At 70.0% G+C, this 25,390-nt stretch carries 26 protein-coding genes; 11 read left to right on the top strand and 15 right to left on the bottom strand.

The genetic code is table 11. From position 1 onward, the window contains the following. Positions 1–98: 98 nt before the first annotated feature. The 4 genes from ACFVWD_RS24240 to mgt all read left to right on the top strand — a co-directional run bounded on the left by ACFVWD_RS24240 (position 99) and on the right by mgt (position 4,543). Positions 99–1,034, top strand: coding sequence for a carbohydrate ABC transporter permease (locus ACFVWD_RS24240; protein ID WP_389598897.1), 936 nt, complete (start codon positions 99–101; stop codon positions 1,032–1,034). Then, entirely contained in the window at positions 1,031–1,864 is an 834-nt protein-coding gene (locus ACFVWD_RS24235) for a carbohydrate ABC transporter permease (protein ID WP_389598895.1), read from the top strand. Before ACFVWD_RS24240 ends, ACFVWD_RS24235 begins: the two co-directional genes overlap by 4 nt. Before the next feature lie 89 nt (positions 1,865–1,953). Further along, the gene (locus ACFVWD_RS24230; protein WP_389598981.1) at positions 1,954–3,213 is read left to right on the top strand and encodes an ABC transporter substrate-binding protein; all 1,260 of its coding nucleotides are present in this window, start codon (positions 1,954–1,956) and stop codon (positions 3,211–3,213) included. 130 nt (positions 3,214–3,343) lie between these two features. After that, complete coding sequence (mgt, locus tag ACFVWD_RS24225; protein WP_389598893.1) at positions 3,344–4,543, top strand: macrolide-inactivating glycosyltransferase; 1,200 nt, start codon at positions 3,344–3,346, stop codon at positions 4,541–4,543. 161 nt (positions 4,544–4,704) lie between these two features. Here the strand turns inward: mgt and ACFVWD_RS24220 are convergent, their stop codons facing one another. After that, positions 4,705–6,969: an MMPL family transporter gene (locus ACFVWD_RS24220; protein ID WP_389598892.1), complete on the bottom strand. Its 2,265-nt coding sequence runs from the start codon at positions 6,967–6,969 to the stop codon at positions 4,705–4,707. Positions 6,970–7,245: 276 nt separating this feature from the next. On the opposite strand from ACFVWD_RS24220, the gene ACFVWD_RS24215 reads away from it, so the two are divergent. Both ACFVWD_RS24215 and ACFVWD_RS24210 read left to right on the top strand, forming a co-directional pair. Further along, the gene (locus ACFVWD_RS24215; RefSeq protein ID WP_389598891.1) at positions 7,246–7,794 is read left to right on the top strand and encodes a DUF1697 domain-containing protein; all 549 of its coding nucleotides are present in this window, start codon (positions 7,246–7,248) and stop codon (positions 7,792–7,794) included. Further along, positions 7,787–8,164 (top strand): DUF4440 domain-containing protein, encoded by a 378-nt coding sequence (locus tag ACFVWD_RS24210; protein ID WP_389598890.1) that lies wholly within the window; start codon positions 7,787–7,789, stop codon positions 8,162–8,164. Before ACFVWD_RS24215 ends, ACFVWD_RS24210 begins: the two co-directional genes overlap by 8 nt. Here ACFVWD_RS24210 and ACFVWD_RS24205 read toward each other — a convergent pair. Continuing rightward, positions 8,145–9,011: a transglutaminase-like domain-containing protein gene (locus ACFVWD_RS24205; RefSeq protein ID WP_389598888.1), complete on the bottom strand. Its 867-nt coding sequence runs from the start codon at positions 9,009–9,011 to the stop codon at positions 8,145–8,147. The genes ACFVWD_RS24210 and ACFVWD_RS24205 overlap by 20 nt on opposite strands. Positions 9,012–9,045: 34 nt before the next feature. Next, positions 9,046–9,876 carry an aldo/keto reductase gene (locus ACFVWD_RS24200; protein ID WP_389598887.1) on the bottom strand — a complete coding sequence of 277 codons (831 nt, stop codon included), beginning with the start codon at positions 9,874–9,876 and terminating at the stop codon, positions 9,046–9,048. Positions 9,877–9,915: 39 nt separating this feature from the next. Here ACFVWD_RS24200 and ACFVWD_RS24195 point away from each other — a divergent pair, with 39 nt between their 5' ends. The 5 genes from ACFVWD_RS24195 (at position 9,916) to ACFVWD_RS24175 (ending at position 15,007) form a co-directional block, all read left to right on the top strand. Further along, entirely contained in the window at positions 9,916–10,953 is a 1,038-nt protein-coding gene (locus tag ACFVWD_RS24195) for a ketopantoate reductase family protein (protein WP_389598885.1), read from the top strand. A gap of 10 nt (positions 10,954–10,963) precedes the next feature. Then, positions 10,964–11,575 carry a TIGR03086 family metal-binding protein gene (locus tag ACFVWD_RS24190; RefSeq protein ID WP_389598883.1) on the top strand — a complete coding sequence of 204 codons (612 nt, stop codon included), beginning with the start codon at positions 10,964–10,966 and terminating at the stop codon, positions 11,573–11,575. A 55-nt stretch (positions 11,576–11,630) separates the two neighbouring features. Further along, a complete protein-coding gene (locus tag ACFVWD_RS24185) occupies positions 11,631–12,260 on the top strand; it encodes a DsbA family protein (protein ID WP_389598882.1) in 630 nt (209 codons plus the stop codon). A 156-nt stretch (positions 12,261–12,416) separates the two neighbouring features. Then, positions 12,417–14,900, top strand: a complete 2,484-nt coding sequence (locus ACFVWD_RS24180) for a fibronectin type III domain-containing protein (RefSeq protein ID WP_389598880.1) — start codon at positions 12,417–12,419, stop codon at positions 14,898–14,900. Next, positions 14,897–15,007: a fibronectin type III domain-containing protein gene (locus tag ACFVWD_RS24175; RefSeq protein ID WP_389598879.1), complete on the top strand. Its 111-nt coding sequence runs from the start codon at positions 14,897–14,899 to the stop codon at positions 15,005–15,007. Before ACFVWD_RS24180 ends, ACFVWD_RS24175 begins: the two co-directional genes overlap by 4 nt. Before the next feature lie 4 nt (positions 15,008–15,011). On the opposite strand, the gene ACFVWD_RS24170 is transcribed toward ACFVWD_RS24175, so the two are convergent. From ACFVWD_RS24170 to ACFVWD_RS24115, 12 genes are all read right to left on the bottom strand, one after another. Further along, positions 15,012–15,752 carry a sirohydrochlorin chelatase gene (locus ACFVWD_RS24170; RefSeq protein ID WP_389598877.1) on the bottom strand — a complete coding sequence of 247 codons (741 nt, stop codon included), beginning with the start codon at positions 15,750–15,752 and terminating at the stop codon, positions 15,012–15,014. Positions 15,753–15,760: 8 nt separating this feature from the next. Further along, a complete protein-coding gene (locus ACFVWD_RS24165; protein WP_389598876.1) occupies positions 15,761–16,681 on the bottom strand; it encodes an ABC transporter permease in 921 nt (306 codons plus the stop codon). Then, the gene (locus tag ACFVWD_RS24160) at positions 16,668–17,456 is read right to left on the bottom strand and encodes an ABC transporter ATP-binding protein (RefSeq protein ID WP_389598874.1); all 789 of its coding nucleotides are present in this window, start codon (positions 17,454–17,456) and stop codon (positions 16,668–16,670) included. Before ACFVWD_RS24160 ends, ACFVWD_RS24165 begins: the two co-directional genes overlap by 14 nt. 36 nt (positions 17,457–17,492) lie before the next feature. Next, entirely contained in the window at positions 17,493–18,608 is a 1,116-nt protein-coding gene (locus ACFVWD_RS24155) for an aliphatic sulfonate ABC transporter substrate-binding protein (RefSeq protein WP_389598872.1), read from the bottom strand. Between the two features lie 232 nt (positions 18,609–18,840). After that, positions 18,841–20,196: a sulfate adenylyltransferase subunit 1 gene (locus tag ACFVWD_RS24150; RefSeq protein ID WP_389598871.1), complete on the bottom strand. Its 1,356-nt coding sequence runs from the start codon at positions 20,194–20,196 to the stop codon at positions 18,841–18,843. Positions 20,197–20,198: 2 nt separating this feature from the next. Then, positions 20,199–21,137 carry a sulfate adenylyltransferase subunit CysD gene (gene cysD / locus ACFVWD_RS24145; RefSeq protein ID WP_389598869.1) on the bottom strand — a complete coding sequence of 313 codons (939 nt, stop codon included), beginning with the start codon at positions 21,135–21,137 and terminating at the stop codon, positions 20,199–20,201. Beyond that, positions 21,134–21,706, bottom strand: a complete 573-nt coding sequence (cysC, locus tag ACFVWD_RS24140; protein WP_384909899.1) for an adenylyl-sulfate kinase — start codon at positions 21,704–21,706, stop codon at positions 21,134–21,136. The genes cysD and cysC overlap by 4 nt, the downstream gene beginning before the upstream one ends. After that, entirely contained in the window at positions 21,703–22,440 is a 738-nt protein-coding gene (locus ACFVWD_RS24135; RefSeq protein ID WP_389598867.1) for a phosphoadenylyl-sulfate reductase, read from the bottom strand. Before ACFVWD_RS24135 ends, cysC begins: the two co-directional genes overlap by 4 nt. Continuing rightward, positions 22,437–22,616, bottom strand: a complete 180-nt coding sequence (locus ACFVWD_RS24130) for a hypothetical protein (RefSeq protein WP_389598865.1) — start codon at positions 22,614–22,616, stop codon at positions 22,437–22,439. Before ACFVWD_RS24130 ends, ACFVWD_RS24135 begins: the two co-directional genes overlap by 4 nt. Beyond that, positions 22,613–24,307, bottom strand: coding sequence for a nitrite/sulfite reductase (locus ACFVWD_RS24125; RefSeq protein WP_389598863.1), 1,695 nt, complete (start codon positions 24,305–24,307; stop codon positions 22,613–22,615). Before ACFVWD_RS24125 ends, ACFVWD_RS24130 begins: the two co-directional genes overlap by 4 nt. Positions 24,308–24,442: 135 nt before the next feature. After that, entirely contained in the window at positions 24,443–24,526 is an 84-nt protein-coding gene (locus tag ACFVWD_RS24120; RefSeq protein WP_309486338.1) for a putative leader peptide, read from the bottom strand. Positions 24,527–24,698: 172 nt separating this feature from the next. Continuing rightward, positions 24,699–25,271, bottom strand: coding sequence for a GNAT family N-acetyltransferase (locus ACFVWD_RS24115; protein WP_389598861.1), 573 nt, complete (start codon positions 25,269–25,271; stop codon positions 24,699–24,701). Between the last annotated feature and the right edge of the window lie 119 nt (positions 25,272–25,390).

Here is a 25,390-nt window from a genome sequence, read left to right as displayed (position 1 = left end):
CGTGCGAGGTGTCTTGACGACCTCCATCTCCCTCAGGACCATGACGGGGGCCGCCGGGGCGGCCAGACCGCCACGAGTCGCGCGAAGGAGCCGATTCCATGACATTGGCGAGCGCGACCAGGCGGCCGGCGACGCGCACGCCCGATGCGGGCGGCAGACGGCGCCCCGTCGACCACGGGGCCTGGTTCCTGGTGCTGCCCGCGCTGATCCCGATCCTGGTGCTCAGCGTCGGACCGCTGCTCTACGGGATCGCGCTGGCGTTCACCGACGCGCAGTCGGGCCGGACCGCGCCCACACGGTGGATCGGGGCGCTCAACTTCCAGGACCTGCTGCACGACACCTTGTTCTGGGACTCGTTCCGGATCGGACTGCTGTGGGCGGTCGGGGTGACCGTGCCGCAGTTCCTCCTCGCCCTGGGCCTCGCGCTTCTCCTCGACCAGGACCTCCGCTTCCGTCCGCTCGCCCGCGCCCTCGCGATCATTCCCTGGGCCATGCCCGAGGTCGTCGTCGGCATCATGTGGCGGCTCGTCTACAACCCCGACGCGGGCATCCTCAACGAGACCCTGCGCGACCTCGGCCTCGGCGACGGCCACGACTGGCTGAGCGGTCTCGGCACCGCCCTGCCCGCGGTGATCGTCGTCGGCGTCTGGGCGGGCATGCCGCAGACCACGGTCGCGCTGCTCGCCGGGCTGCAGAACACCCCGCGCGAACTCCACGAGGCGGCCGCGATGGACGGCGCGGGCGCCTGGCGCCGCTTCCTGACCGTCACCTGGCCCGCCCTGAGACCGGTCGCCCTCGCCATCACGGCGCTGAACTTCATCTGGAACTTCAATTCCTTCGCCCTGGTCTATGTGCTGACCAACGGCGGACCCGGCGGCCGGACCCGGCTCCCCATGCTCTTCGCCTACGAAGAGGCCTTCCGCTACGGGCAGTTCGGCTACGCGGCGGCCATGGGGTACGTGATGGTCGCGGTGATCTCGGTGCTGCTCGCGATCCGGCTGGCAGGCCGGCTGAAGGGAGACGAGGACGCGTGAAGACCCGCAAAGGGGCCCGCGCGGGCCAGTACCTCGCCCTGCTCGCCTATCTCGTCTTCCTGGCCTTCCCCTTCCTGTGGCTGATCTCCACCGCGTTCAAGCCGGCCCGCGAGCTGGCCAGTCTCCACCCCACCTGGATCCCCCGGAGCCCCACCCTCGCCAACTTCCGCCAGGCCTTCGACGAGCAGCCGCTGCTGCACGCCGCGCTCAACTCCCTGCTCGCGGCCCTCGGCGCGGCCGTCGTCGCCGTACTGATCGCGACCCCCATGGCCTACGTCATGGCGCGCCACCGCACCCTGCTCGCGAAGGCCACCACGGGATGGGTCGTGGTCAGCCAGGCGTTCCCCTTCGTGCTCGTGATCATCCCGCTGTTCCTGGTCCTGAAGAACCTGCGGCTGATCGACTCACTGACCGGGCTGATCATGGTGTACGTGGTGTGGGCGCTGCCGTTCGCGCTGTGGATGCTGGTGGGGTACGTACGGGCCGTGCCCGCCGAGCTGGAGGAGGCCGCGGCGGTCGACGGGGCGGGAAGAGTGCGGACGCTCGTCTCCGTCACCGCTCCGCTGCTCGCGCCCGGCATCGTGGCGACGGCGCTGTTCGCGTTCATCAGCGCGTGGAACGAGTTCTTCTTCGCGCTCGTGCTGCTCAAGACCCCGGAGAAACAGACCCTCCCGGTCGTCCTCACCCACTTCATCGGGGCGGAGGGGGCCGCGGACCTCGGCCCGCTCGCCGCGGCGGCGACCCTCGCGACCCTGCCGTCCCTGGTCGTCTTCGCGATCATCCAGAAACGGATCACGGACGGCATGCTCGCCGGGGCGGTGAAGAGCTGATGCGCGGGAAGCCGATGCGCGGGAAGCCGATGGACGGGAGGCTCGTGCGCGGGAAGCCGGCGCGCGCGAGAGGATGCGTCGCGCTGGTCATGGGGCTGCTGCTCCTGCTGGGCGCGGGCTGCTCCGGCGGCGGCAGCGGATCGCGGGACGGCCGGATCACCCTGCGCTTCCAGTCCCTGGCCTGGCAGCAGGAGTCCGTCGCCGCGAACAAGGCGCTGGTGAAGGAGTGGAACGCCACTCATCCGGGCATCAAGGTCGAGTACATCCAGGGCAGTTGGGACAGCGTCCACGACCAGCTGCTCACCTCCTTCGAGGGCGGTGAGGCGCCGGACATCATCCACGACGCCTCGGACGACCTCGCGGACTTCGCCTACGGCGGCTATCTCGCCGATCTGCGCACGCTGCTGCCCGCGCGGCTCAAGTCCGAGATCCCGCGACGCAGTTGGGACACCGCGACTTTCGGCGACGGGGTCTATGGCGTGCCCTTCCTCCAGGAGCCACGCGTCCTGATCGCCAACGCCGGATGGCTGAAGGCGTCAGGCGTCCGCATTCCCACGCCCGAACGGCCCTGGACCTGGGACGAGTTCCGGGCGATCGCGAAGCGGCTGAGCGGCAAGGGCAGGTACGGCGTCGCCTGGCCGCTGAAGGAACCCGTCTCGGCGACGCTCAACCTCTCCCTCTCCAACGGCGGACAGCTGTTCCAGCGGGGCGCCGACGGCAAGGTGACCGTCCGCTTCGACGCGGCCGACGCGGTGGTGCCGAGGACCGTGCACGACGAGGTGAACACGGACCGGAGCGCCGCCGGCGCCACGCTCGGCATGGGCGGCTCCGACACACTGCCCGGCTTCTTCGGCGGGAAGTACGCGATGGTGCCGCTCGGGTTCTCCTACCGCCAGCAGATCGTGCAGCAGGCGCCGAAGGGCTTCGACTGGCAGGTGCTGCCCGCCCCGGCCGGCGCGGACGGGCTCACCCAGGGCGTCAGCCCGCAGACCCTGTCCATCGATGCCGACAGCCCGCACAAGAAGGAGGCCGCCGCGTTCATCGACTTCCTGCTCCGGCCGCAGAACATGGTCCGCCTCGCCCTCGGCGACTGGATGCTGCCCACCGGGACCGAGGCACTCAAGGACCCCGCCCTGCACACCGCCAAGGACGGCTGGGCGACCGGCGCCGCCCTCGCCGCCCACCTCCGCCCGGCCCCCGCCCAGTCCGTGCGCGGCTATCCCGAGTGGAAGGACAAGGTGGCGACCCCCGCGTTCCAGGAGTACTACAGCGGGGCGATCGGGCTCGCCGAGCTGAGAAAGCGGCTGGTGAAGGACGGGAACCTGGTGCTGGCGCGCTATCAGAGGTGAGTGGTCAGGGTCAGAAGTGAGTGGTCGGGGCCAGCGGCGAGTGGCCAGGGCCGATACCGAGGCGCCGGTGGCCACTGTCGCGAAAGAAATCAGGTTGAACGAGACGTCTCGTCTCGCCTAAGGTCGTCGCATGACCATCCGCCCCGCCCACATCGCCATGTTCTCCATCGCCGCCCATGGGCACGTGAACCCGAGCATCGAGGTGATCCGCGAGCTCGTGGCGCGCGGTCATCGCGTGACGTACGCGATTCCGCCCGCCTTCGCCGAGAAGGTCGCCGAGACGGGGGCCGAGCCGAGGCTGTGGCACTCGACCCTGCCCACGGACGACGACCCGGAGGCATGGGGGACCGAGCTGATCGACAACCTCGAACCGTTCCTGGCCGACGCGCTGCAGGCCGAGCCGCAGCTCGCGGCGGCCTATGAGGGTGACGAGCCGGACCTCGTGCTGTACGACATCACCGCGTACCCGGCCCGGGTGCTCGCCCACCGCTGGGGCGTCCCGATCGTGCAGCTCTCCCCGAACCTCGTCGCCTGGGAGGGGTATGACGAAGAGGTCGGCAAGCCGCTGTTCGAGCCGCTCAAGCGGACCCCGCGCGGCAAGGCGTTCTACGACACCTTCGCGCGCTGGATCGCGGAGAACGGCATGGCCCTGAGCGTCGAGGACTTCATGGGCCGCCCCGACCGGTGCCTCGTCCTCATCCCCAAGACCCTCCAGCCGAACGCCGACCGCGTCGACGAGAAGCGGTACACCTTCGTCGGCGCCTGTCAGGGCGACCGCGCCGCGCAGGCGGACTGGCGGCGGCCCGCGGACGCCGGGAAGGTGCTGCTCGTGTCGCTGGGCTCCACCTTCACCAAGCAGCCCGCCTTCTACCGCACGTGCGTCGAGGCCTTCGGCGGGCTGCCGGGCTGGCACGTCGTGCTGCAGATCGGCAGCTTCGTCGACCCCGCGGAGCTGGGGGACGTTCCCGGCAACGTAGAGGTCCACCCGTGGGTGCCCCAGCTCGCGATCCTCCGCCAGGCCGACGCGTTCATCACGCACGCCGGTGCGGGCGGCAGCCAGGAGGGGCTGGCCACCGGCACCCCGATGGTCGCCGTACCGCAGGCCGTCGACCAGTTCGGCAACGCCGACATGCTGCAGGCGCTGGGCGTGGCCCGCCACCTGCCGATGACGGAGGCCACGGCCGAGACCCTGCGGGAGGCCGTCCTCGCCCTGGTCGGGGATCCCGAGGTGGCGCGCCGCCTGGCGGTGATCCGCGAGGAGATGGCGGGAGAGGGCGGCACCCGACGGGCGGCCGACCTCATCGAGGCCGAGCTGCCGGCGGGGGCGTAGGCACGATGGCCCCGTAGGCAAGAGAGGCCCGTAGGCAAGATGGGCGCCTGGACGAAACGGGCGCCTGGACAAGCCGGGCGTGTGGGCAAAGGGCGTGTGGGCAAAGGGCCTGTTGGTTCCCTGGGGAACCAACAGGCCCTGATACCCGGGCAGTTACGGAGTCAGACCCCGGCCCGCTCGCCCTCTCGGGCCGGCGGGAGCGCGGCCTCGGGCGACTCGTCGTGGGTGAGGTCCGGCAGCCGGTTCAGCCACTTCGGCAGATACCAGTTGCGCTCGCCGAGCAGCGCCATCACGGCCGGCAGCAGCACCCCGCGGATGATCGTCGCGTCGATGAGCACCGCGGCCGCCAGGCCCACACCCATCTGCTTCATGGACTGCATGGACAGCGTCCCGAAGATCGCGAAGACGGCGACCATGATGACGGCGGCGCTGGTGACGACACCGGCCGTCGTGACCACCCCGTGCCGGATCGCGTCCTTGGTGTCCCGGCCCCGCAGCCGCGCCTCACGGATCCGCGAGACCACGAACACGTGGTAGTCCATCGAGAGCCCGAAGAGGATCACGAAGAGGAACAGCGGCAGCCAGGTGATGATGGCGCCCACACCCTCCGCGCCGACCAGCGAGGCGCCCCAGCCGTGCTGGAAGACGGCGACCAGGATGCCGTAGGCCGCCGCGACCGACAGGAGGTTGAGCACGATCGAGGTGATCGCGATCGTCAGCGAGCGGAACGAGAGCAGCATCAGCAGGAAGGCGAAGACGACCACGAACGCGAAGACCGGGGCCACCGAGCCCAGCAACTGGTCGCTGAAGTCGTGCGATCCGGCGACCTGTCCGGTGATCGGCGCCTGGACGCCGTCGACCTTGCCGAGCGTGTCGGGCCGCACCTTGTCGCGCAGCAGCTGAAGGCTCTTCTCCGCCTTGTCCTGGTCGGAGCCGCCCACGAGGGGCACGTACACGAAGGCGACGTTCTGCGCCGCGTGCACCTTGATGTCGACCGGGCCGCGCGAAGCGCCCGAACTGATTGCCTGCGTACGGAAGTCGGCGAGCGCGGACTTCACGTCGGCCGCGTTGATGTCGTGCGCCTTGACGACCACCTCGGCCGGCTCGGAGCCGCCCGGGAAGGCGTCGTTGACCCGGTTGTACGTCCCCACGATCGGCAGCGAGTTGCCGAACTCCTTGTCCAGCGTCAGCTGTTGCGTCTTCATGCCGAGGGCGGGAGCGGCGATGGCCAGCAGCGCACCGGCCGCGACGACCAGCGAGACGGCGGGCTTGGCGAGTACGACCCGCAGCACCGCGCTCCAGAACCGGCTGCCCTCCTCGGCGGACCGGACGCGCTTGCCCCTGGCACGCCGCTTGTCGGGGTGCAGGAACGGCAGGCGGCCCTTCTCGACCCGCTCGCCGAGCAGCGAGAGCAGCGCGGGCAGCACGGTGACCGAGCCGACCATGGCGACCGCCACGACCATCAGCGAGGCCAGCCCCATCGCCTCGAACCCGGCGAGCCCGGTGAAGAGCATGCCGGCCATCGCCACGCACACCGTGACACCGGAGACGACGATGGCGCGGCCACTGGTGGCGGCGGCGATCCGCAGCGCGGCACCGGCGTCCCGGCCGGCCTCGCGCTCCTCGCGCTCACGGCGCAGATAGAACAGGCAGTAGTCGACGCCGACGGCGAGACCCACCAGGAGCATCACGGAGTTGGCGGTGTCGCTCATCGGCTGGAGGTGGCTGACGATGCCCATCAGGCCCATCGTCGCCATGATCGCGGTGAGCGCGAGCGCCACCGGGAGCAGCGCCGCCACCAGGGCGCCGAAGGCGATCAGCAGAATGCCGAGGGCCACCGGCACCGCGGAGTACTCGGCCTTCTTGAAGTCGTCGCCGAACGCGTCGGAGAAGGTCTTCTGCATGCTGGCGCCGCCGATCTCCTCGATCCGCAGCCCCGCGTGGTCCTTCTGGACGCCCTTGACGGCGTTCAGCACCGGCTCGACCCGGTCGCCCGCGGTCTCCGCGTCGCCCCGCATGTCGAACTGCACGAGCGCGCTGCGCCCGTCCCTGGAGATCGTCTTCGTGTCGTACGGGGAGGTCACGTCCGTGACCTTGCCGGTCCCCTCGACGGCCTTGACGACGGCGGTGACGGCGGCGCGGAAGTCGGCGTCCGTCGCCTTGACGCTCGCGTCCTTCCCCTGGATCAGGACGCTCTCACCGGCCGGTGCCTTGATCCCCGAGTCCTCGATGATCTTCGCGGCGGTGTGTGTCTCGCCCTTGAGCTGATCGCTCTCCTTGACGTCGACGCGGCCCGCCGCCGAGCCGAGCCCCATCGCCAGGACGACGAACAGCACCCAGATTCCCACGGCGGCCCATCGGTGCCGGGCGCTCCAGCCGCCTGCCCGCGCGGCGATGCCCCGCACCCGTATGTCTCCGTTCCCCATGACGGGCCAGCCCCCTTGTGCACGGTGACAGCCCCCTGCCGTCACCTCTGCTTATGAAGGTAGGGGCCGGATAAGAACGTCTCCTCGTGCTGCCCGGTGAACCCCGGGACCCCCGACTCCTCCCCGCGGACCCCGTCGTCTCCGCACTGGGGAGGACAGGGGCCCCTTACACCTATCCGGGCCTCTCGGGGATCCGGATCAGGGTGCGGCCGCCGATCCGGAGCGGGGTGCGGGTGTTGATCCGTCTGGGCCCGACGGCCGTCCTATGGTGTGCGGATGACGACGACGTACGCGGCACTGCTGCGCGGGATCAACGTGGGCGGCAACAAGAAGGTGCCGATGGCCGAGCTCCGCACACTGATCGAGGAACTCGGCCACGGCGACGTACAGACGTATCTCCAGAGCGGCAACGCCGTCTTCTCCACCGACCGAGGGGACGAGGACTCCCTGGCGGCCGAGTTGGCCGAGGTCATAGAGAAGCACTTCGGCTTCGGCGTCGGTGTACTGGTCCGCGACCACGCCTATCTGAGGGCCGTACGGGAGGCGTGCCCGTTCCCGGCCGCCGAACTGGAGGCCAAGCAGTTGCACGTCACCTACTTCTCGGGCCCCGTCGACCCCGAGCGCTTCGCCTCGGTCGACCCGGCGGTGTTCCTGCCGGAGGAGTTCCGCCTCGGCGACCGGGTGCTCTATCTGTACGCCCCCGACGGCCTGGGACGCTCCAAGCTCGCCGAGGCCCTGTCGAAGCCGCGGCTCCTCAAGGGCGTCACCGCCACCACCCGCAACTGGAACACGGTCGTCAAACTCGAGGAGCTGACCGGTGCCTGAGCACAACCCCGCCGTGGAGGCCGCCATCGTGGGCGAACTGAGCCTGCTCGACGCGGAGGTCCGCCGCTCGCCGGAGCGGATGGGAGCGCTGCTCCACCCCGACTTCTACGAGTTCGGCTCCTCCGGGCGGCTGTGGGACCGCGCTTCGGTCCTCACCGAACTGACCTTATTGGCGCAGCAGGGGTCGCGGCCCATCACCACGTCGCGGATGAAGGGTGTCCAGCTCGCCCCGGACCTGGTCCACCTCACCTTCGACACGGAGGACGACAATGGCCGCCGGGTGCACCGGAGTTCGCTGTGGCGGCGGACGGAGGGCGGCTGGCGCCTGTACTTCCACCAGGGCACACCGTTCAGGTCCGACCCAGAGTGACCTTTCGTACGCCGTTGTAGGTGGTGTACGAGACGATCTCGTCCGGGACCGTCAGCCTCGGGTCCCGGTACAGGCGCCGCAGCTCGTCCTCGCCGCCGGCCGCGGCGACGGAGTCGATCAGGGCGAGCTCCTCCGCGTCGAGCGCGGCGTCGTCGAGGATCTCCGGGCCCCAGGCGTCCCAGGGCAGGAGCTCGACACCGTTGAGGGCGGCCAGGTCGCGCAGGACGTCGGCGCGGACGAACCACAGGCCGTGATACGACAGGCCCTCGATCCCGTTGAGGTCGAACACGCCGAACCTGCGGGGGTCGGCCCCTCCCTCACGGCACGCCCGCCAGGCGTCCCCGGCCACCAGGAACTGGTCGCGGGGCACATCCATCGGGTCGAAGTCGATGTCGTACTCGTGATGGACCTGTGGGTCGGCCAGCCGCCAACTGCCGTCCGGCAAGCGGTACTCGGTGACCCAGTGGTCGGCGTAGTACGCGTCGAAGTACCGGGCGAAGCCGCAACGGAGCCGGGCGGCCGTCCCCGTGGCCCGCAGCAGGGAGCAGTGCAGCAGCGCGAAGTCCCGGCACGTGCCCACGAACCGCTCCGCGGGCGCCCGCCGTTCGGTGAGCGGCGCATCTCCGCGCTCTGCCAGGATCCGCAAGAGCCGCGTGGCGTACCGCGACTCCGCGTCCTCGTGCAGCCGCTTCTCCGGGATGGCGTGGTCGAAGCGCCACCCCTCGCCCCGATGGATGATCAGATCTCTGACGGCGCGGGCGAGTTGCCCCGGATCGCGGGGCAGTCCGCCGATGTCCAGGGCGTCACCCGGATCGCTGTACGGCGTCTGCTTCAGGTACTGGTCCATGCCCGGGAGCCTCGTCCTTGCCCCAGGGGCAGGGTCAACCCAGCGCCGCCATGTCCTCGGCGGTGAGCCGCACCGCGCCCGCGTCGAGGTTCTCCTCCAGATGGGCGAGGGATCCCGTGCCCGGGGTCGGGCAGAGCACCGGGGAGCGGTGCAGCAGCCAGGCCAGGGCGATCTGGCCCGGTGTCGCCCCGTGCGCGGCGGCGATCCGGGCGCACTCAGGGTCGGCGGTGAGGGAGCCGTTGCCCAGCGGGAACCAGGGCAGGAAGGCGATGCCGCGCGCCTCGCACAGCTTCAGCAACGGTTGCGAGTCGCGGTCGAGCAGGTTGAATCGGTTCTGGACCGAGGCGATGTCGGTCAACTCCAGTGCCTCTTCCAGCTGTTCGGCGGTGACCGTGTCGAGCCCGATGTGCCGGATCTTGCCCTCCGTACGCAACTCGTCGAGCGTGCCCAGCTGTTCGGCCATCGGTACCGCCGGGTCGAGCCGGTGCAGCTGGTACAGGCCGATCGTGTCGAGCCGCAGCCGCCGCAGGCTCGCCTCGCACATCGCCCGCAACCGCTCGGGCCGCCCGTCGACGTGCCAGGAACGGTCACTGGTGCGCACGACGCCGCCCTTGGTCGCGATCAACAGGCCCTCGGTGTACGGGTGCAGGGCCTCGGCGACCAGCTCCTCGGCGATCGCGGGACCGTAGTTGTCGGCGGTGTCGACGAGGGTGACCCCGCGCTCGACGGCCCGCCGCAGCACGGCCACCGCGTCCCCGGCGTCCCCGCGCGGCCCCCAGTAGCCGGGACCGGTCAACTGGGCGGTGCCGTAACCGAGCCGCCGCACCGGCGGCTCCCCGCCGAGGGCGAAGCTTTCGGAAACCATTTAATGGAGGGTACACACGACTGTGCGAGGCTCATCCCCATGCGCTACATCATCATCGGAGCGGGAGCGGTCGGCGGGGCCATCGGCGGCCGGCTGGCCGAGGCGGGCCACGAGGTGGCACTGGTCGCGCGAGGAGCGCACTACGAGGCGCTGCGCACGCACGGGCTGCGACTCATGACCTCGGAGGGGACGCGTACGCACCGGCTGCCCACGGTCGACGGGCCCGCGGAGCTCGGAGAGCTGCGCGCCGACGACGTACTGGTCCTGGCGGTGAAGACGCAGGACAGCGAGGCGGCCCTCGAGGCGTGGGGCCCGACCCCCGTGGCGGGCGGCGGCACGGCCGCCGAACGGCTGCCGCTGGTCTGCGCGCAGAACGGGGTGGAGAGCCCCCGGATCGCGCTGCGCCGCTTCCGGCGGGTGTACGGCGTCTGCGTCTGGCTGCCCGCGACCCTCGTCGAGCCGGGCGCGGTGTCGGCGGGGGGCGCCCCGCTCACCGGAATCCTGCACCTGGGCAGCCATCCGCACGGCACGGACGAGACGGCCCGCCGCATCGCCGCCGACCTGGAGAAGGCCCACTTCGAGGCACCGGTCGTGCCGGACGTGGCGCGCTGGCAGTACGCCAAGCTGCTCGGCAATCTCGCGAACGCGATCGAGGCGGTCAGCGGCGTCCTGGCCAGCGAGGAGGGCCTGGCGCTCTACGCGCGGGTGCGCGCGGAGGGCGAGGCGGTGCTGACCGCCGCCGGCATCGCGTACACCGGCGAGGAGGAGCAGAAAGAGGTCCGCGACAACAAGATCCGGTTCGAACCCTTCGACGGCTCCGAACGCGGCGGCGGCTCCTCCTGGCAGTCCCTCGACCGCGGCACTGGCACCATCGAGGCCGACTACCTCAACGGCGAGATCGCCCTCCTCGGCAGGCTGCACGGCGTACCGACCCCGCTCAACGAGCTGCTCCAGCGGCTCGCGAACACCTTCGCGCGCGAGCGCAGGGCGGCGGGGTCTTTGTCGGTCGCGGAGCTCGTACGCCTGGCCGACGAGGCTGTCGCGTTTGTTCAAGAGGAGCGCGCGCCGCGCCCCTAGCGTGGAGGGCATGAGCAATCCGTACAAGAACGTGCACCCGTACATGGTGGAATGCGCCGCCGAGGCCGCCCGCGTGGCCGGCGGTGTCACGGCGGCGCAGCTGGCCGCGCCCGGTCCCACCCACTGCCCGGACTGGGACCTGCGCACCTTGGTGAACCACTGGGTCCTCTACACCTCGCACGGCCTGGAGCACCGTGCGCTGCGCAAGCAGCTCTCCGAGGAGCTGACCGGCCGTGACTTCACGGCGGATCCCGGCTGGGCGCGGGCGTACGCCGAGCAGCTCGACCGTGCCGTGGCCGTCTGGGACGACCCCGAGGTGTGGGAGGGCGAAGTCGAGCTCGGGACGGCGAAGATGCCCGCCGCCGACATCGCCTCGATGATCGTCAAGGAGATGGCGGTGCACGGCTGGGACGTCGCGACGGCCACCGGCCAGGAGTTCCGGATCTCGGACGGCGCGGCCCGGTTCGTCCTGGACGTCGTCGACACGCACGCCGAGCTCTACCGTCAGTACGACGGCTTCGCCGACCCGGTACCGGTGTCCGACGACGCACCCGTCTTCGAGCGCGCCCTCGCCCACAGCGGCCGGAATCCGCACCTGGCCCACACCACATTGGACCAGTGATTCAGAGCGGAATTGGGTCGTGTCGCTGTGCCATTGACTGGCTAGCCTCGACGGTATGACGAACCCGAGGACGGACGACTCACCCACCCGCGTCGACTTCTACTTCGACCCGGCCTGCCCCTTCGCCTGGATCACCTCACGCTGGATGCTGGAGGTCGAGCGTGCCCGCCCGCTCGACCTCCGCTTCCGTGTGATGAGCCTCCACCTGCACAACCTGGGCAATGAACTCCCTGACTGGTACCGGGAGTTGGTCGACAAGTCCGTCGGTCCCGTACGGGTCGCGGTGGCCGCCGCCGAACAACACGGCGAGAAGGTGCTGCGCGACCTCTACACGGCCTTCGGCACCCGCATCCACGACCGAGGGGTCGAGGACTTCGACGCCGTGGTCGCCGACTCCCTCGCCGAACTGGGGCTCCCGGCCGAGTTGGCCGCAGCGGCCCACGACGGCGCGTACGACGAGGCGGTACGCCGCAGTCACGAGGCGGGCCGGGAGCCCGGCTCGGACGGCTATGTGGGGACCCCCACCCTCCACGTCGACGGAACGGTGTGGTTCGGCCCCGTCCTGCGGGCCGTTCCGCGGGGCGAGCGCGCGGCGGAGCTCTTCGACAGCTTCCGTGTCCTCGCCGCCCACCCGGACTTCTTCGAGCTCAAGCGGACGAGGACGGGAGGACTGTCCTTCGACTGAACAGCGGTCCGGAATATGAACGCTGCTCGGATGAATGGTTGTCCACTAGAAGGGAGTTGGGCCGTTCTCTGTCGCATTCATTGACGATGGCACTACATAGATCCTACCTTTCTCGGCGTTGGATACAGGCTGATCCCACGGGAGGGGAACATGCCCATGCGCCGAAGAGCCGCCTTAGTCACCCTGATCTCCACGGTCCTGGCCCTCGGAATTCCGGGCGCCGTGTCCTCCGCCCAACCCGCGTCATCCGACCTCTACGTCTCACCGAGCGGGAACGACCACGCGAACGGCACCGCCCGCCACCCCGTACGCACCCTGGAACGCGCCCGCGACCTCGTCCGCAAGCGCGTCACGGGGATGAAGGGCGACCTGACGGTCCACCTCGCGTCGGGTACGTACCGGCAGACCGCACCCCTCACCCTCGACGCCCGGGACTCGGGCACCGGCGGCCACCAGGTGATCTGGCAGGGCACCGGGAACACCGTCATCAGCGGTGGCCGACAGGTCCAGGGCTGGAGCCAGGTCGCCGGGAGGCCGGGCCTGTGGTCCGCGCCCGCTCCCCAAGGCCTCACCGACACCCGGCAGTTGTACGTCGACGGGGTGCGCGCCCAGCGGGCCCGCGGGGCCGTGCCGGTGACCCTCACCCAGACCGCCACCGGATACACGGTGTCCTCCGACACCCTCGCGCACTGGAAGCACCCCTCCGACGCCGAGTTCGTCTACACCAGTGGTGAGTCCCTGTGGAACGTCGAGCGCAACGGCCTGGGTCAGTGGACCGAGCCGCGCTGCCGCATCGCCGCCGCCGAGGGCACCACGATCACGATGGTCCAGCCGTGCTGGGACAACTCCAACAAGCGGGTCGAGTTCCCGGACATCCCCGGCCGCACGGTCAGCATGGTCGGGCCCGGCCACCTCACCAACGGCGGCAGGGCGACCTACGTCGAGAACGCCTACGAACTCCTTGACCAGCCCGGCGAGTGGTATCTCGACCGCACCGCGCACCGGGTCTACTACCTGCCCCGCAAGGGCGAGAACCTCGCGCGCGCCGACGTCGAGGCGGCACAGGCCGAGAAGCTGATCGAGGGACGGGGCACCGCCGCCGCGCCCGTCCACGACCTCGCCTTCCGCGGCCTGCAGTTCAGTTACGCCACCTGGCTCACCCCCTCGGGGCCCGAGGGCTTCTCCGAGATCCAGGCGGGCTACACCATCACCGGCGAGAAGGGCTGGGCGACGCAGGGCCTGTGCCAGTACGTCGAGGGCGGCACCTGCCCCTTCGCGTCCTGGACCAGGATGCCGGGCAACGTCTCCTTCGCGTACGGGCAGCGCATCGCGTTCAGCGACGACGTCTTCGCCCATCTCGGCGCGTCCGGCCTCGACCTGGGCACCGGCTCGAAGGACTCCACGGTCAGCGGCAGCGTCTTCACCGACATCTCCGGCAACGGACTGGAGATCGGCTCAGTGGACGGACAGACCCCGGCCTCCGGAGTCCAGGTGACGGACAATCACCTCTACGGACTGCCCCGCGAGTACCACGGCGGTGTGGCGATCCTCAACGGCTGGACCCAGCGCACCACGATCGCCCACAACCAGATCGACCATGTCGGCTACAGCGCCGTCTCGCTCGGCTGGGGCGGCTGGCCCGACAAGATCGGCGACCCGGCGACCCCCAATCCCAGCCACGACAACGCGGTCCGCGACAACCTGATCTTCGACTACATGCAGATGCTCGACGACGGCGGCGGCATCTACACCCAGGGACTGACGGGCACCTCCCTGGCCGACGGCGAGAAGGTCACCGGCAACGTCATCCACGACCAGTGGGGCCTGGGCAAGAACGTCTACACCGACAACGGCTGCACCTACGAGACGGTCGAGGGCAATGTCCTCTACAACGCCTCGTACGCCAACGTCGCCTCCCGCCACACCGACTACCGCGACACCCTCGGCAACAACGACCCGACCCTCGTCAAGGACAACTGGTGGGAGGAGGGGACCTCCGACGGCGACAACAAGGGACTGGTGACGACCGGCAACAAGATCATGGCGGCCCCGTCCGACGTACCGCCGGAGATCCTGGGCAACGCGGGACTCGAACCCGCCTACCGAGGACTGCTCAGCCGCAGCGTCGGCGCCGTCTCCACCCCGGAGGCACCCTCCCGCGTCGGTACGAGCACGGCGGGCGCCGACGCCCTGTACGTCACCTTCAACCCGAGCTTCGTGGACGGCGGTTCACCGGTGACGGGCTACACGGCGCGAGCGTACGACGCGTCCGGACATCAGGTGGGCGAACAGGCCATCGGAGCGGCCGAGTTCAAGCGCACGGCGGTCGTACGGATCGGCGGACTGCCCGCGTCGGCCGGCCCGCTCACGGTCACCGTCAGCGCGAGCAACGCCCACGGCACCAGTGCCCCGTCGCTCGCCTCGCTCCCGCTGACCCCGACGGCCGTGACCGCGCTGCCGGGCGCCCCGACCGGCCCCAAGCTGCGTACGGCGTCCACCGCGGCCACCGTCGCCTGGACCCCGCCGACGCCAAGGTCATCGGCTACCGGGTCACCGTCTCCGACGGCCGCGCCCCGATCGACGTCACGGGCCGGGACGTCCTGGTCGGCCAGCCCTCCGCGAAGGGCATGTTCCGGGTGATCGGAGGCCTCAGGCCGGGCACGTCGTACACCGTCACGATCGCGACGGTGACGGCGGCGGGCACCGGACCGGAGGCCACGGTGACGGCCGCCACCAAGTCGTCGTGACGGCTCAGGCGCCGAGCGCCGCCAGCACCGGGACGTGTGCCTCGTCGTAGCGCTCCAGCAGGACCCGTGCCACCTCCGGTGCCGGGCCCAGTACGTCGGCCAGTACGTCCGCCTCGGCGGCGCCGCGGGCGATGCGGTCCGGGAGGAAGCCGGGGGCGAGGACGTAGGGGGCGACGGCGACACGTTCGCAGCCGAGGGCGCGCAGTTCGCGCACCGCGTCCTCGGTGCGCGGAAGGGATGCGGAGGCGAACGCGGGCCGCACGGCGCACCAACCGGTGTGCCGCCACTCCCGCGCGATTTCTGCGATCACCGCGATCGCCTCCGGGTCGGTGGACCCCGCGGAGGCCAGCACGACCCCCGTCGAGGACTTGTCGGCGGGGGTCAGCCCCGCCTCGTACAGCCGGCGTTCGAGCGCCGCGGTCAGCAGGGGGGAGGGGCCGAGCACCTCCGCCTGATGGACGCGCAGGCGCGCCGGTGCCTCCCGCAGGACCGCCGGGATGTCCGCCTTCGCATGGAAGGCACGGGTGAGCAGGAGGGGGAGGGCGACCACATCGCGAACGCCCTCCGCCGCCAGGGACTCCAGCACCCCCGGCACCGAGGGGATGTTGAAGTCGAGGAAGCCGGTCTCCACGCGCAGGCCCGGACGCCGGGCCCGCACACACCGTACGAGGGCGTGCACCGTCGCGGCATGACGCGGATCGCGGCTGCCGTGGGCGATGACCAGGAGGACCGGCTGACTCGTCATGGCTTGGCTCAGCTCTTCACCAGAAGACCGCGGCTGCGCAGCACCCACCGCTCCAGCGGGCTGAAGATCAGCAGGTCGATGGCGATACCGACGAACAGGATGAGGAAGATGGCGAGGAAGACCATCGACATGGAACTGGCGGTGCGGCCGTTCTCCAGCAGCTGACCGAGGCCGATGCCCAGGTCGGGTGAGGAGGCGATGATCTCCGCCGCCATCAGGGAGCGCCAGGAGAACGCCCAGCCCTGCTTCAGGCCGGCGAGATAGCCGGGCAGCGCGGCCGGCATCACGATGTGCCAGGTCCCGCGCAGTCCCGTCGCGCCCATCGTGCGGCCCGCCCGCAGGAACAGCGGCGGCACCTGGTCCACGCCCGACACCAGGCCGTTGGCGATGGACGGGACGGCGCCGAGCAGGATCACCGCGAACATCATCGAGTTGTTCAGGCCCAGCCAGATGACGGCCGGCGGCACCCAGGCCACGGAGGGCAGCGACTGGAGGCCGGAGAGGATCGGGCCGATCGCGGCGCGGACGAACTTCACGCGGGCCACCAGCAGACCCAGCGGGGTGCCGATCACCAGGGCGAAGAGGAAGCCGAGCAGACCGCGCGAGACACTCGTCCAGATGTAGCCGAGCAGTGTGCCCTGCAGCCAGGCGTCCTTGACCTCGCCCCAGACGTCGGACGGGGAGGGCAGCTTGCTCGGGTCGGTGACGACCTTGAACGAGATCAGCGCCTGCCACACCACCAGCACCAGCGCGATGGCGACGAGCGGCGGCAGTATCTTCTCGACGAAGGTCTGGCGGAACGTCGGCCGGCCCGTGTGGCCGGTCGTCTCCAGGGCGTCGAGGCCCGCTTCCAGGCCCGCCATGTCGCTGCCGGGGCTGTCCTTGACGGGCTGGTCGGCCGCGTCGGCCTTCGTCTCAGTGCTGGCCATGGCGGCGGATCTCCCCACGCAGTTGTTCGGTGATCTCGACGGACAGCTCCGCCACGGCCGCGTCCTCGATACGACGCGGCTGCGGGATGTCGACCCGCCACTCGTGGGCCACCCGGCCGGGGCGGGAGGACAGCAGGACGACCCGCTCGGCCAGCCGTACCGCCTCACGCACGTTGTGGGTGACGAAGAGGACGGACAGCTGGGTCTCGCGCCAGATCCGGGTCAGTTCGTCGTGCAGGACATCGCGCGTGATGGCGTCCAGCGCCGCGAACGGCTCGTCCATCAGCAGGATCTGGCTGTCCTGGGCGAGCGCGCGGGCCATCGCGACGCGCTGGCGCATACCGCCGGACAGCTCGTGCACCCGCTTCCTGTACGCGCCCTTCAGACGGACGAGTTCGAGCAGTTCCTCCGCCCGGTCGCGGCGCTCGGACTTCGCGACGCCGCGCAGCCGCAGGGCGAGTTCGATGTTCTTGCCCGCGGTCAGCCACGGGAAGAGGGCGTGCTCCTGGAACATCAGGGCCGGGCGCCCGTTGGTCGTGATGCTGCCCGCGGTCGGGGCGTCGAGGCCCGCGACCAGGTTGAGCAGCGTCGACTTCCCACACCCCGAGGCCCCCAGGAGGGTGACGAACTCGCCCGGCGCGACATCGAGGGTGATGTCGTCGAGGACGAGTTGCTGCCCTGCCGGTCCGGCGAAGGACTTCGAGACATGCTCGATCCGGGCGGCGTGCTCCACCACTTCGGCGCCGTCGGCGGCCTTGGCGAGGGTCGTGGCCATGGTCGTCACCTCCTGGGAACTCATCGGTGTGGGTTCTTACTTGACGCCGAGACCGGCGTCGGCGACCGGGCTCTCGCCCGCGGCCCCCAGGACCTTGTTCAGGAGCGTGAGGTCGTAGATCCCGTTCAGGTCCGGCTTCTCCAGCAGGCCCGCCTTGACCGCGTGCTCCGCCTCGGTGTTGAGAGTGGAGGCCAGCGGGTCATTGGTGATCTGGATGGACTTCCAGGCCGGGTCGAGGACCTTCGCCGGGAGCTCCTTGCCGGAGTCGACCTTCAGCTGGGCGTTGGCCGCGGCCTTTGCCTGGTCGGGGTTGGCGTTGATCCACTTGTTGGTGTCGACCGAGCCCTTCAGCACGGCCTCGACGACCTTCGGGTGCTCCTTGAGGAACTTCTGCGACACGATGATGTTCGTGATCACGAACTTCTTGTCGGGCCACAGCGAGGCCTCGTCGAGCAGGACCTTGCCGCCCTCGGCGACCAGCTTGGACGCGGTCGGCTCCGGCACCCAGGCGCCGTCGATGGAGCCGGACTTGTAGGCGTCCGGGGTGATCTTGTTGTCCGTGCGGACGACCGAGACGTCACCCTTGCCGCTCTGCGCGTCGACCTTCCAGCCCTGGTCCGCGATCCAGTTGAGGAACGCCACGTCCTGGGTGTTGCCGAGCTGCGGGGTCGCGATCTTCTTGCCCTTGACGTCCTTCAGGGACTTGATCTTCTTCGGGTCGACCACGAGCTTCACGCCGCCGGCCGCCGAACCGCCGATGATGCGCAGGCTCTTGCCCTGGGACTTGGTGAAGCCGTTGATCGACGGCGAGGGGCCGATCCAGCCGATGTCGATCGAGCCCGAGTTCAGGGCCTCGATCTCGGAGGGGCCGGCGTTGAAGATGGAGTACTCCGCCTTCGTGCCGCCCAGCGCCTTCTGGAAGAGGCCTTCCTGGCGGCCGACCAGCGCGGTCGCGTGGGTGAGGTTGCCGAAGTAGCCGATCTTCACGGTGTCGACACCGTCGATCTTCGAGGATCCGGCGGCGACCTTCTCCTTCGAGGAGGAGGAGTCCTTGGAGTCGGAGCCGTAGCTGCACGCGGCGAGCGCGAGCAGGGGGAGTGCGACGGCGGCGGCTATGCCGCGGCGTACGAGGTCGGAGCGGATGGCAGGCACGGGAGGGGTTCCTCTCGTTGGCCCGGCGGTCACGATTTCAGGTCGTGGCCGGGAGGTCGGCAGGTCTTCGTCGTCGCATCCGGGACGTCGGGTGGGGGGACGGGGCGCGCAGGCAGTGCGCGTACGTCATTCCGCACATCGCGCCACCCCGCCCTGCCCGCTGCCGAGGGCGCCGCTGCCGACGCGGCCGCCCTCCTTCGCGAACGTGGAGTAGAAGTCGGTGGGTGTCATGTCAGAAGTCCCACCCGTCGTCGTCGCCCTCGTCCTTGACCGGCTGCGGTGCGGCGAACGACTCGCCGACCATGCCCGCGGTCAGCGTGGTGCCGTCCGCCGGGTCGATGAGGATGAACGCGCCGGTGCGCCGGGAGTCGGCGTACGAGTCGAGCGGAAGCGGTTCGGCGGCACGGATCTTGACGCGGCCGATGTCGTTGGCGACCAGCTGACCCGGGTGCGGGTGCAGCGACAGGTCGTCCAGTGTCAGCCGGGACGGGATGTCCTTGACGATCGCCTTCACCGTGCGGGTGCCGTGCTTGAGCAGCACCCGGTGGCCGACGGTGAGCGGCTGGTCGGCCACGTGGCAGACGGTCGCCTCGACGTCCTGCGTGGTCGGGGGAGCGTCCTTGCTCGGCACGATCAGGTCGCCGCGCGAGACGTCGATGTCGTCCTCCAGCAGGAGGGTCACCGACTGCGGGGTCCATGCCACGTCGACCGGCTTGCCCAGCAGATCGATCCCGGCGACCTTCGTGGTGCGCCCGGAGGGCAGCACGGTCACGCTCTCGCCGACCCGGAAGGTACCGGCGGCGATCTGACCGGCGTACCCCCGGTAGTCGGGGTGCTCGGCGGTCTGCGGGCGGATCACGTACTGCACGGGCAGCCGGGCGTGGCAGTGCCCCAGGTCGTGGCTGACCGGGACCGTCTCCAGGTGTTCCAGGACCGTCGGGCCGCCGTACCAGTCCATGTTCGCGGAGGCGTCCACCACGTTGTCACCGGCGAGCGCCGAGATCGGGATCGCGGTGATCTCGGGAACGCCCAGCTCGGAGGCGTACGCCGTGAACTCCTCGGCGATCGCCGCGAAGACGGACTCCTTGTACTCGACGAGGTCCATCTTGTTGACGGCGAGGACCACGTGCGGGACGCGCAGCAGTGCGGCGACGGCGGCGTGGCGGCGGGTCTGTTCGATGACGCCGTTGCGGGCGTCGACGAGGACGACGGCCAGGTCGGCGGTGGAGGCGCCGGTGACCATGTTCCTGGTGTACTGCACATGCCCGGGGGTGTCGGCGAGGATGAACCGGCGGCGCGCGGTGGCGAAGTAGCGGTAGGCGACGTCGATGGTGATGCCCTGTTCGCGCTCGGCGCGCAGGCCGTCGGTGAGGAGGGCGAGGTCGGGGGCGTCCTGGCCACGGCTCGCCGAGACGCGCTCGACGGCTTCCAGTTGGTCCGTCAGGACCGACTTGGAGTCGTGCAGCAGGCGTCCGACCAGCGTGGACTTGCCGTCGTCGACGGAACCGGCGGTGGCGAAGCGCAGGAGCGTGGTGGCCGACAACTGCTCGACCGACAGCGGCTCGGTGGGTTCGGTGGTGCTGGTCATGTCTAGAAGTACCCCTCGCGCTTGCGGTCTTCCATCGCGGCCTCGGACATCTTGTCGTCGGCGCGGGTGGCGCCCCGCTCGGTGAGGCGGGAGGCGGCGATCTCGGTGATCACGGCGTCCAGTGTGGTCGCGTCGGAGTCGACGGCGCCCGTGCAGGACATGTCGCCGACGGTCCGGTAGCGGACGAGTCGCTTCTCGACCGTCTCGCCGTCCTTGGGGCCGCCCCACTCGCCTGGGGTCAGCCACATGTTCGACCGCTGGAAGACCTCACGCTCGTGCGCGAAGTAGATCTCGGGCAGTTCGATGTCTTCGCGGGCGATGTACTGCCAGACGTCGAGTTCGGTCCAGTTGGACAGGGGGAAGACGCGGACGTGTTCGCCGGGTGCGTGGCGGCCGTTGTAGAGCTGCCACAGTTCGGGGCGCTGGCGTCGGGGGTCCCATTGGGAGAACTCGTCGCGCAGGGAGAAGACGCGTTCTTTGGCGCGGGCCTTCTCCTCGTCGCGGCGTCCGCCGCCGAAGACGGCGTCGAAGCGTTCGGACTGGATCTTCTCGGTGAGGGGCACGGTCTGCAGGGGGTTGCGGGTGCCGTCGGGGCGTTCGCGCAGGACTCCGCGGTCGATGTAGTCCTGTACGGAGGCGATGTGGAGGCGCAGTCCGTGCTTTTCGACGGTGCGGTCGCGGTATTCGAGGACTTCGGGGAAGTTGTGTCCGGTGTCGACGTGCAGGAGGGTGAAGGGGATCGCGGCGGGGGCGAAGGCCTTCAGGGCGAGGTGCAGCATGACGATGGAGTCCTTGCCGCCGGAGAAGAGGATCACCGGCCGTTCGAACTCGCCCGCGACCTCACGGAAGATGTGGACGGCCTCGGACTCCAGGGCGTCCAAGTGCGAGAGCGCGTACGGGGTGCTGTCCGTCTCCTCGGAGACACTGGCGACGGTCGTCATGCGAGACCCCTTTCGGTGAGCAGCGCATGGAGCGCGGCCGCGGACTCCTGCACGGACTGGGTGTGCGACTCGATGCGCAGATCGGGCGACGCGGGCTCCTCGTACGGGTCGTCGACGCCGGTCAGCCCCGAGATCTCGCCCGCGGCCTGCTTGGCGTAGAGGCCCTTCACATCGCGTACGGAGCAGACCTCGACCGGGGTCGCCACGTGCACCTCCAGGTAGGGGGTGCCGCCGCTCCGGTGACGTCCGCGGACTGCCTCACGGCTGTCGGCGTACGGCGCGATGACCGGGACGAGCGCCTTGACGCCGTTGCGGGCGAGCAGCTCGGCGAGGAAACCGATCCGCTGCACGTTCGTGTCGCGGTCCTCGCGCGAGAAGCCGAGACCCGACGAGAGGAACTCGCGGATCTCGTCGCCGTCGAGCACCTCGACGCGGTGGCCCTCGTCGCGCAGCCGGCCGGCCAGCTCGTACGCGATGGTGGTCTTGCCGGCGCTCGGCAGACCCGTGAGCCAGATGGTGGCTCCGGTCGTCACTTGCTGCTCCTGGGAGATCTGGGTGGTCGTGGTCATCCGTGCAGCCCGCACTCGGTCTTGGATCGTCCCGCCCAGCGTCCGGCGCGGGCGTCCTCGCCCTCCAGAACACGGCGGGTGCAGGGCGCGCAGCCGACGGAGGCGTAGCCGTCCATCAGCAGCGGGTTGGTGAGGACGCCGTGCTCGGCGACGTACGCGTCCACGTCGTCCTGTGTCCAGCGGGCGATCGGCGAGATCTTGACCTTCTGCCGCTTCTCGTCCCAGCCGACGACCGGAGTGTTCGCCCGGGTCGGGGACTCGTCGCGGCGCAGCCCGGTCGCCCAGGCGTCGTACCTGGTCAGGCCCTCTTCCAGGGGCTTGACCTTGCGCAGGGCGCAGCACAGGTCGGGGTCCCGGTCGTGCAGCTCGGGGCCGTACTCGGCGTCCTGCTCGGCGACGGTCTGGCGCGGGGTGAGGGTGATGACGTTGACGTCCATCACGGCCTCGACCGCGTCCCGGGTGCCGATGGTCTCGGGGAAGTGGTAGCCGGTGTCGAGGAAGACTACGTCGACTTGGCTGTCGCCGGGCTGGGCGCGGGAGGCGAGGTGGGCGACGACCGCGTCCTCCATGGAGGAGGTCACGCAGAACGTCTTGCCGAAGGTCTCGACGGCCCACTGGAGGATCTCCAGAGCCGAGGCGTCCTCGAGGTCGCGCCCCGCCTGCTCGGCGAGCCGCTTCAGATCCTCGGCCGTACGGTCTTCCCGGTCTTCCCGATCTTTCTGAATCGTCGTCATATCTTGTCCCCTCCACCTTCGTTGCGCTGAACCCCACGGGCGAGCAGCCCGAGGAACTTCAACTGGAAGGCTCGGTTGCACGCCGCGCATTCCCACGCGCCGTGGCCCTGCTCGCTCGGACGGAGGTCTTCGTCGCCGCAGTAGGGGCAGTAGAAGGGAGCGGCTCGCTCACTCATGACAGCGACTCCTCAGAAGCCCTGGTCGCCCACGTGGCGAAACGCTCGCCGTCCTCGCGCTCCGCCTGGAAGCGCTTGAGGACCCGCTCGATGTAGTCGGGCAGTTCGTCCGAGGTGACCTTCAGGCCACGGACCTTGCGGCCGAAGCCGGCTTCCAGGCCGAGCGCGCCGCCCAGGTGCACCTGGAAGCCCTCGACCTGCTCGCCCTGGTCGTCGAGAACCAGCTGGCCCTTGAGACCGATGTCCGCGACCTGGATACGGGCGCAGGCGTTGGGGCAGCCGTTGATGTTGATGGTGATGGGCTCTTCGAACTCGGGGATGCGGCGCTCGAGTTCGTCGATCAGAGAAGCACCGCGCGCCTTGGTCTCGACGATCGCGAGCTTGCAGTACTCGATGCCGGTGCAGGCCATCGTGCCGCGCCGGAAGGTGGAGGGCTTGACGGTCAGGTCGAGGGCTTCGAGGCCCTCCACCAGCGAGTCGACCTGGTCCTCCGTCACGTCGAGCACGATCATCTTCTGCTCGACGGTGGTGCGCAGCCGGCCCGAGCCGTGTGCCGCGGCCAGCTCGGCGATCTTCGTGAGGGTGGTGCCGTCCACGCGGCCGACGCGCGGCGCGAAGCCGACGTAGAAGCGGCCGTCCTGCTGGCGGTGCACACCGACGTGGTCGCGCCAGCGGGCGACCGGCTGGTCGGGGGCCGGGCCGTCGACGAGCTTCCGCTTGAGGTACTCGTCCTCCAGGATCTGGCGGAACTTCTCCACGCCCCAGTCGGCGACCAGGAACTTCAGACGGGCGCGGGTGCGCAGGCGTCGGTAGCCGTAGTCGCGGAAGATCGAGATCACGCCTTCGTAGACGTCCGGGACCTCGTCCAGCGGGACCCAGGCGCCGAGGCGCTGGCCGATCTTCGGGTTGGTGGAGAGACCGCCGCCGACCCAGAGGTCGAAGCCGGGGCCGTGCTCGGGGTGGTTCACGCCGACGAAGGCGACGTCGTTGATCTCGTGTGCCACGTCGAGCAGCGGCGAGCCGGAGATCGCGGACTTGAACTTGCGGGGCAGGTTCGAGAAGTCCTTGTTGCCGATGATCCGGCGGTGGATCTCGTCGACGGCCGGGGTGCCGTCGATGATCTCGTCCTCGGCGATGCCGGCGACGGGCGAGCCGAGGATGACGCGGGGCGTGTCACCGCAGGCCTCGGTGGTGGACAGCCCGACGGCTTCGAGCCGGTTCCAGATCTCGGGGACGTCCTCGATACGGATCCAGTGGTACTGCACGTTCTGGCGGTCGGTGAGGTCGGCCGTGCCGCGCGCGAACTCCTGCGAGATCTCGCCGATGACGCGCAGCTGGTCGGTGGTCAGCCGGCCGCCGTCGATGCGGACGCGCAGCATGAAGTACTTGTCGTCCAGCTCCTCCGGCTCCAGGATCGCGGTCTTGCCGCCGTCGATCCCGGGCTTGCGCTGGGTGTACAGCCCCCACCAGCGCATCCGTCCACGAAGGTCGTTGGGGTCGATCGAGTCGAAGCCGCGCTTCGAGTAGATCGTCTCAATGCGTGTCCGCACATTGAGACCGTCGTCGTCCTTCTTGAACTGTTCGTTTCCGTTGAGCGGGGTGAAGTGACCCACGGCCCACTGACCCTCGCCGCGGTGACGACTCACCTTGCGGCGGGGCGCGGCGGCGGGATTCTGCGGGGTGGCGGCCATGGTTGATACGTCCTTCGGGACTGCGGGACAGGAAGGAGAGCGGCTCTCATCTGCGCATACGGGCGCATACGGAAGTGCGCGCGCGTCATTGCGCAGAGGGAGGCAAAAGGGAGAATGTCGGCTGGGCCGGGGCTGTCAGCTCGCCGGACAGATGGCGCTGGACATGCGGCCGAGGTCGACGTGCCGCCGACTCACCAAGGCAATTCCAGTTCCAGACATGACGGAAGCGTGTCACGGGGATCTCGGACCAGTCCACCGTCATCCATCATGTGGACACCCTTGTCCCGAATGGCGAGACAAAGGTGTTGTCGGTCACACGGCTGGGCAGGAATGGACGATCCGACGGACCGGTGCCCGCCCGATGGCGGGCCGAGGGTCGGTCCGTGGCAGGTCAGACCGCTCGTGCGCCCGGCCAGGGCCCGGGTGTGGCGACCTCCGGCTCCTCCTCCACCTTGGTGTCGAAGAGCTTGAAGCCGCGGCGCAGGTAGTTGTCCATCGCGTGCTCCCCGTCCTTGCTGCATGTATGCAGCCAGACGCGCTTCGTCTCGGGCCGTCCCGGCCAGCGCTCCGCCAGGTCCCAGGCGCGTGCCACCCCGTGGGAGAGCAGGTGCCCGCCGATCCGGCGGCCCCGGAAGGCCGGGATCAACCCGAAGTAACTGACTTCCACGACGCCGTCGTCCTGCGGGTCCAGCTCGACGTAGCCCGCGGGCGTTCCCCGGTCGTAGGCGACCCAGGTCTCCACGCCGGGGCGGTCCAGGAACCCCTGCCACTGGGCGTACGTCCAGCTCAGGCGGTCGGTCCAGCGGATGTCTCCGCCTACGGAGGCGTACAGGAAGCGGCTGAACTCGGGCGAGGGGACTTCGGAGCGCAGGATCCGGACGTCGCCGTCGGGCGTGATCGCGGGGAGCAGGTCGCTCGACGCGGTCTGCTCCAGGGACCAGGTGGTCACAGTGACGTTGCTCATGGGGGCCAGGGAACCACGGGGCTGCGCTGCGCTCCAAAGCGGGCCAGGTGTTTTCGCCCCCGCCGCCCCTACCCGTCCCATCCCTGGGGGCTCCGCCCCCAGACCCCCGGCATGTGTTG

This window comes from Streptomyces sp. NPDC058086 (assembly GCF_042885015.1).
Classification (GTDB): Bacteria; Actinomycetota; Actinomycetes; order Streptomycetales; family Streptomycetaceae; genus Streptomyces.
Note: the sequence above shows the minus strand (reverse complement) of the source record. Positions and strands in the feature narration are given on the sequence as shown.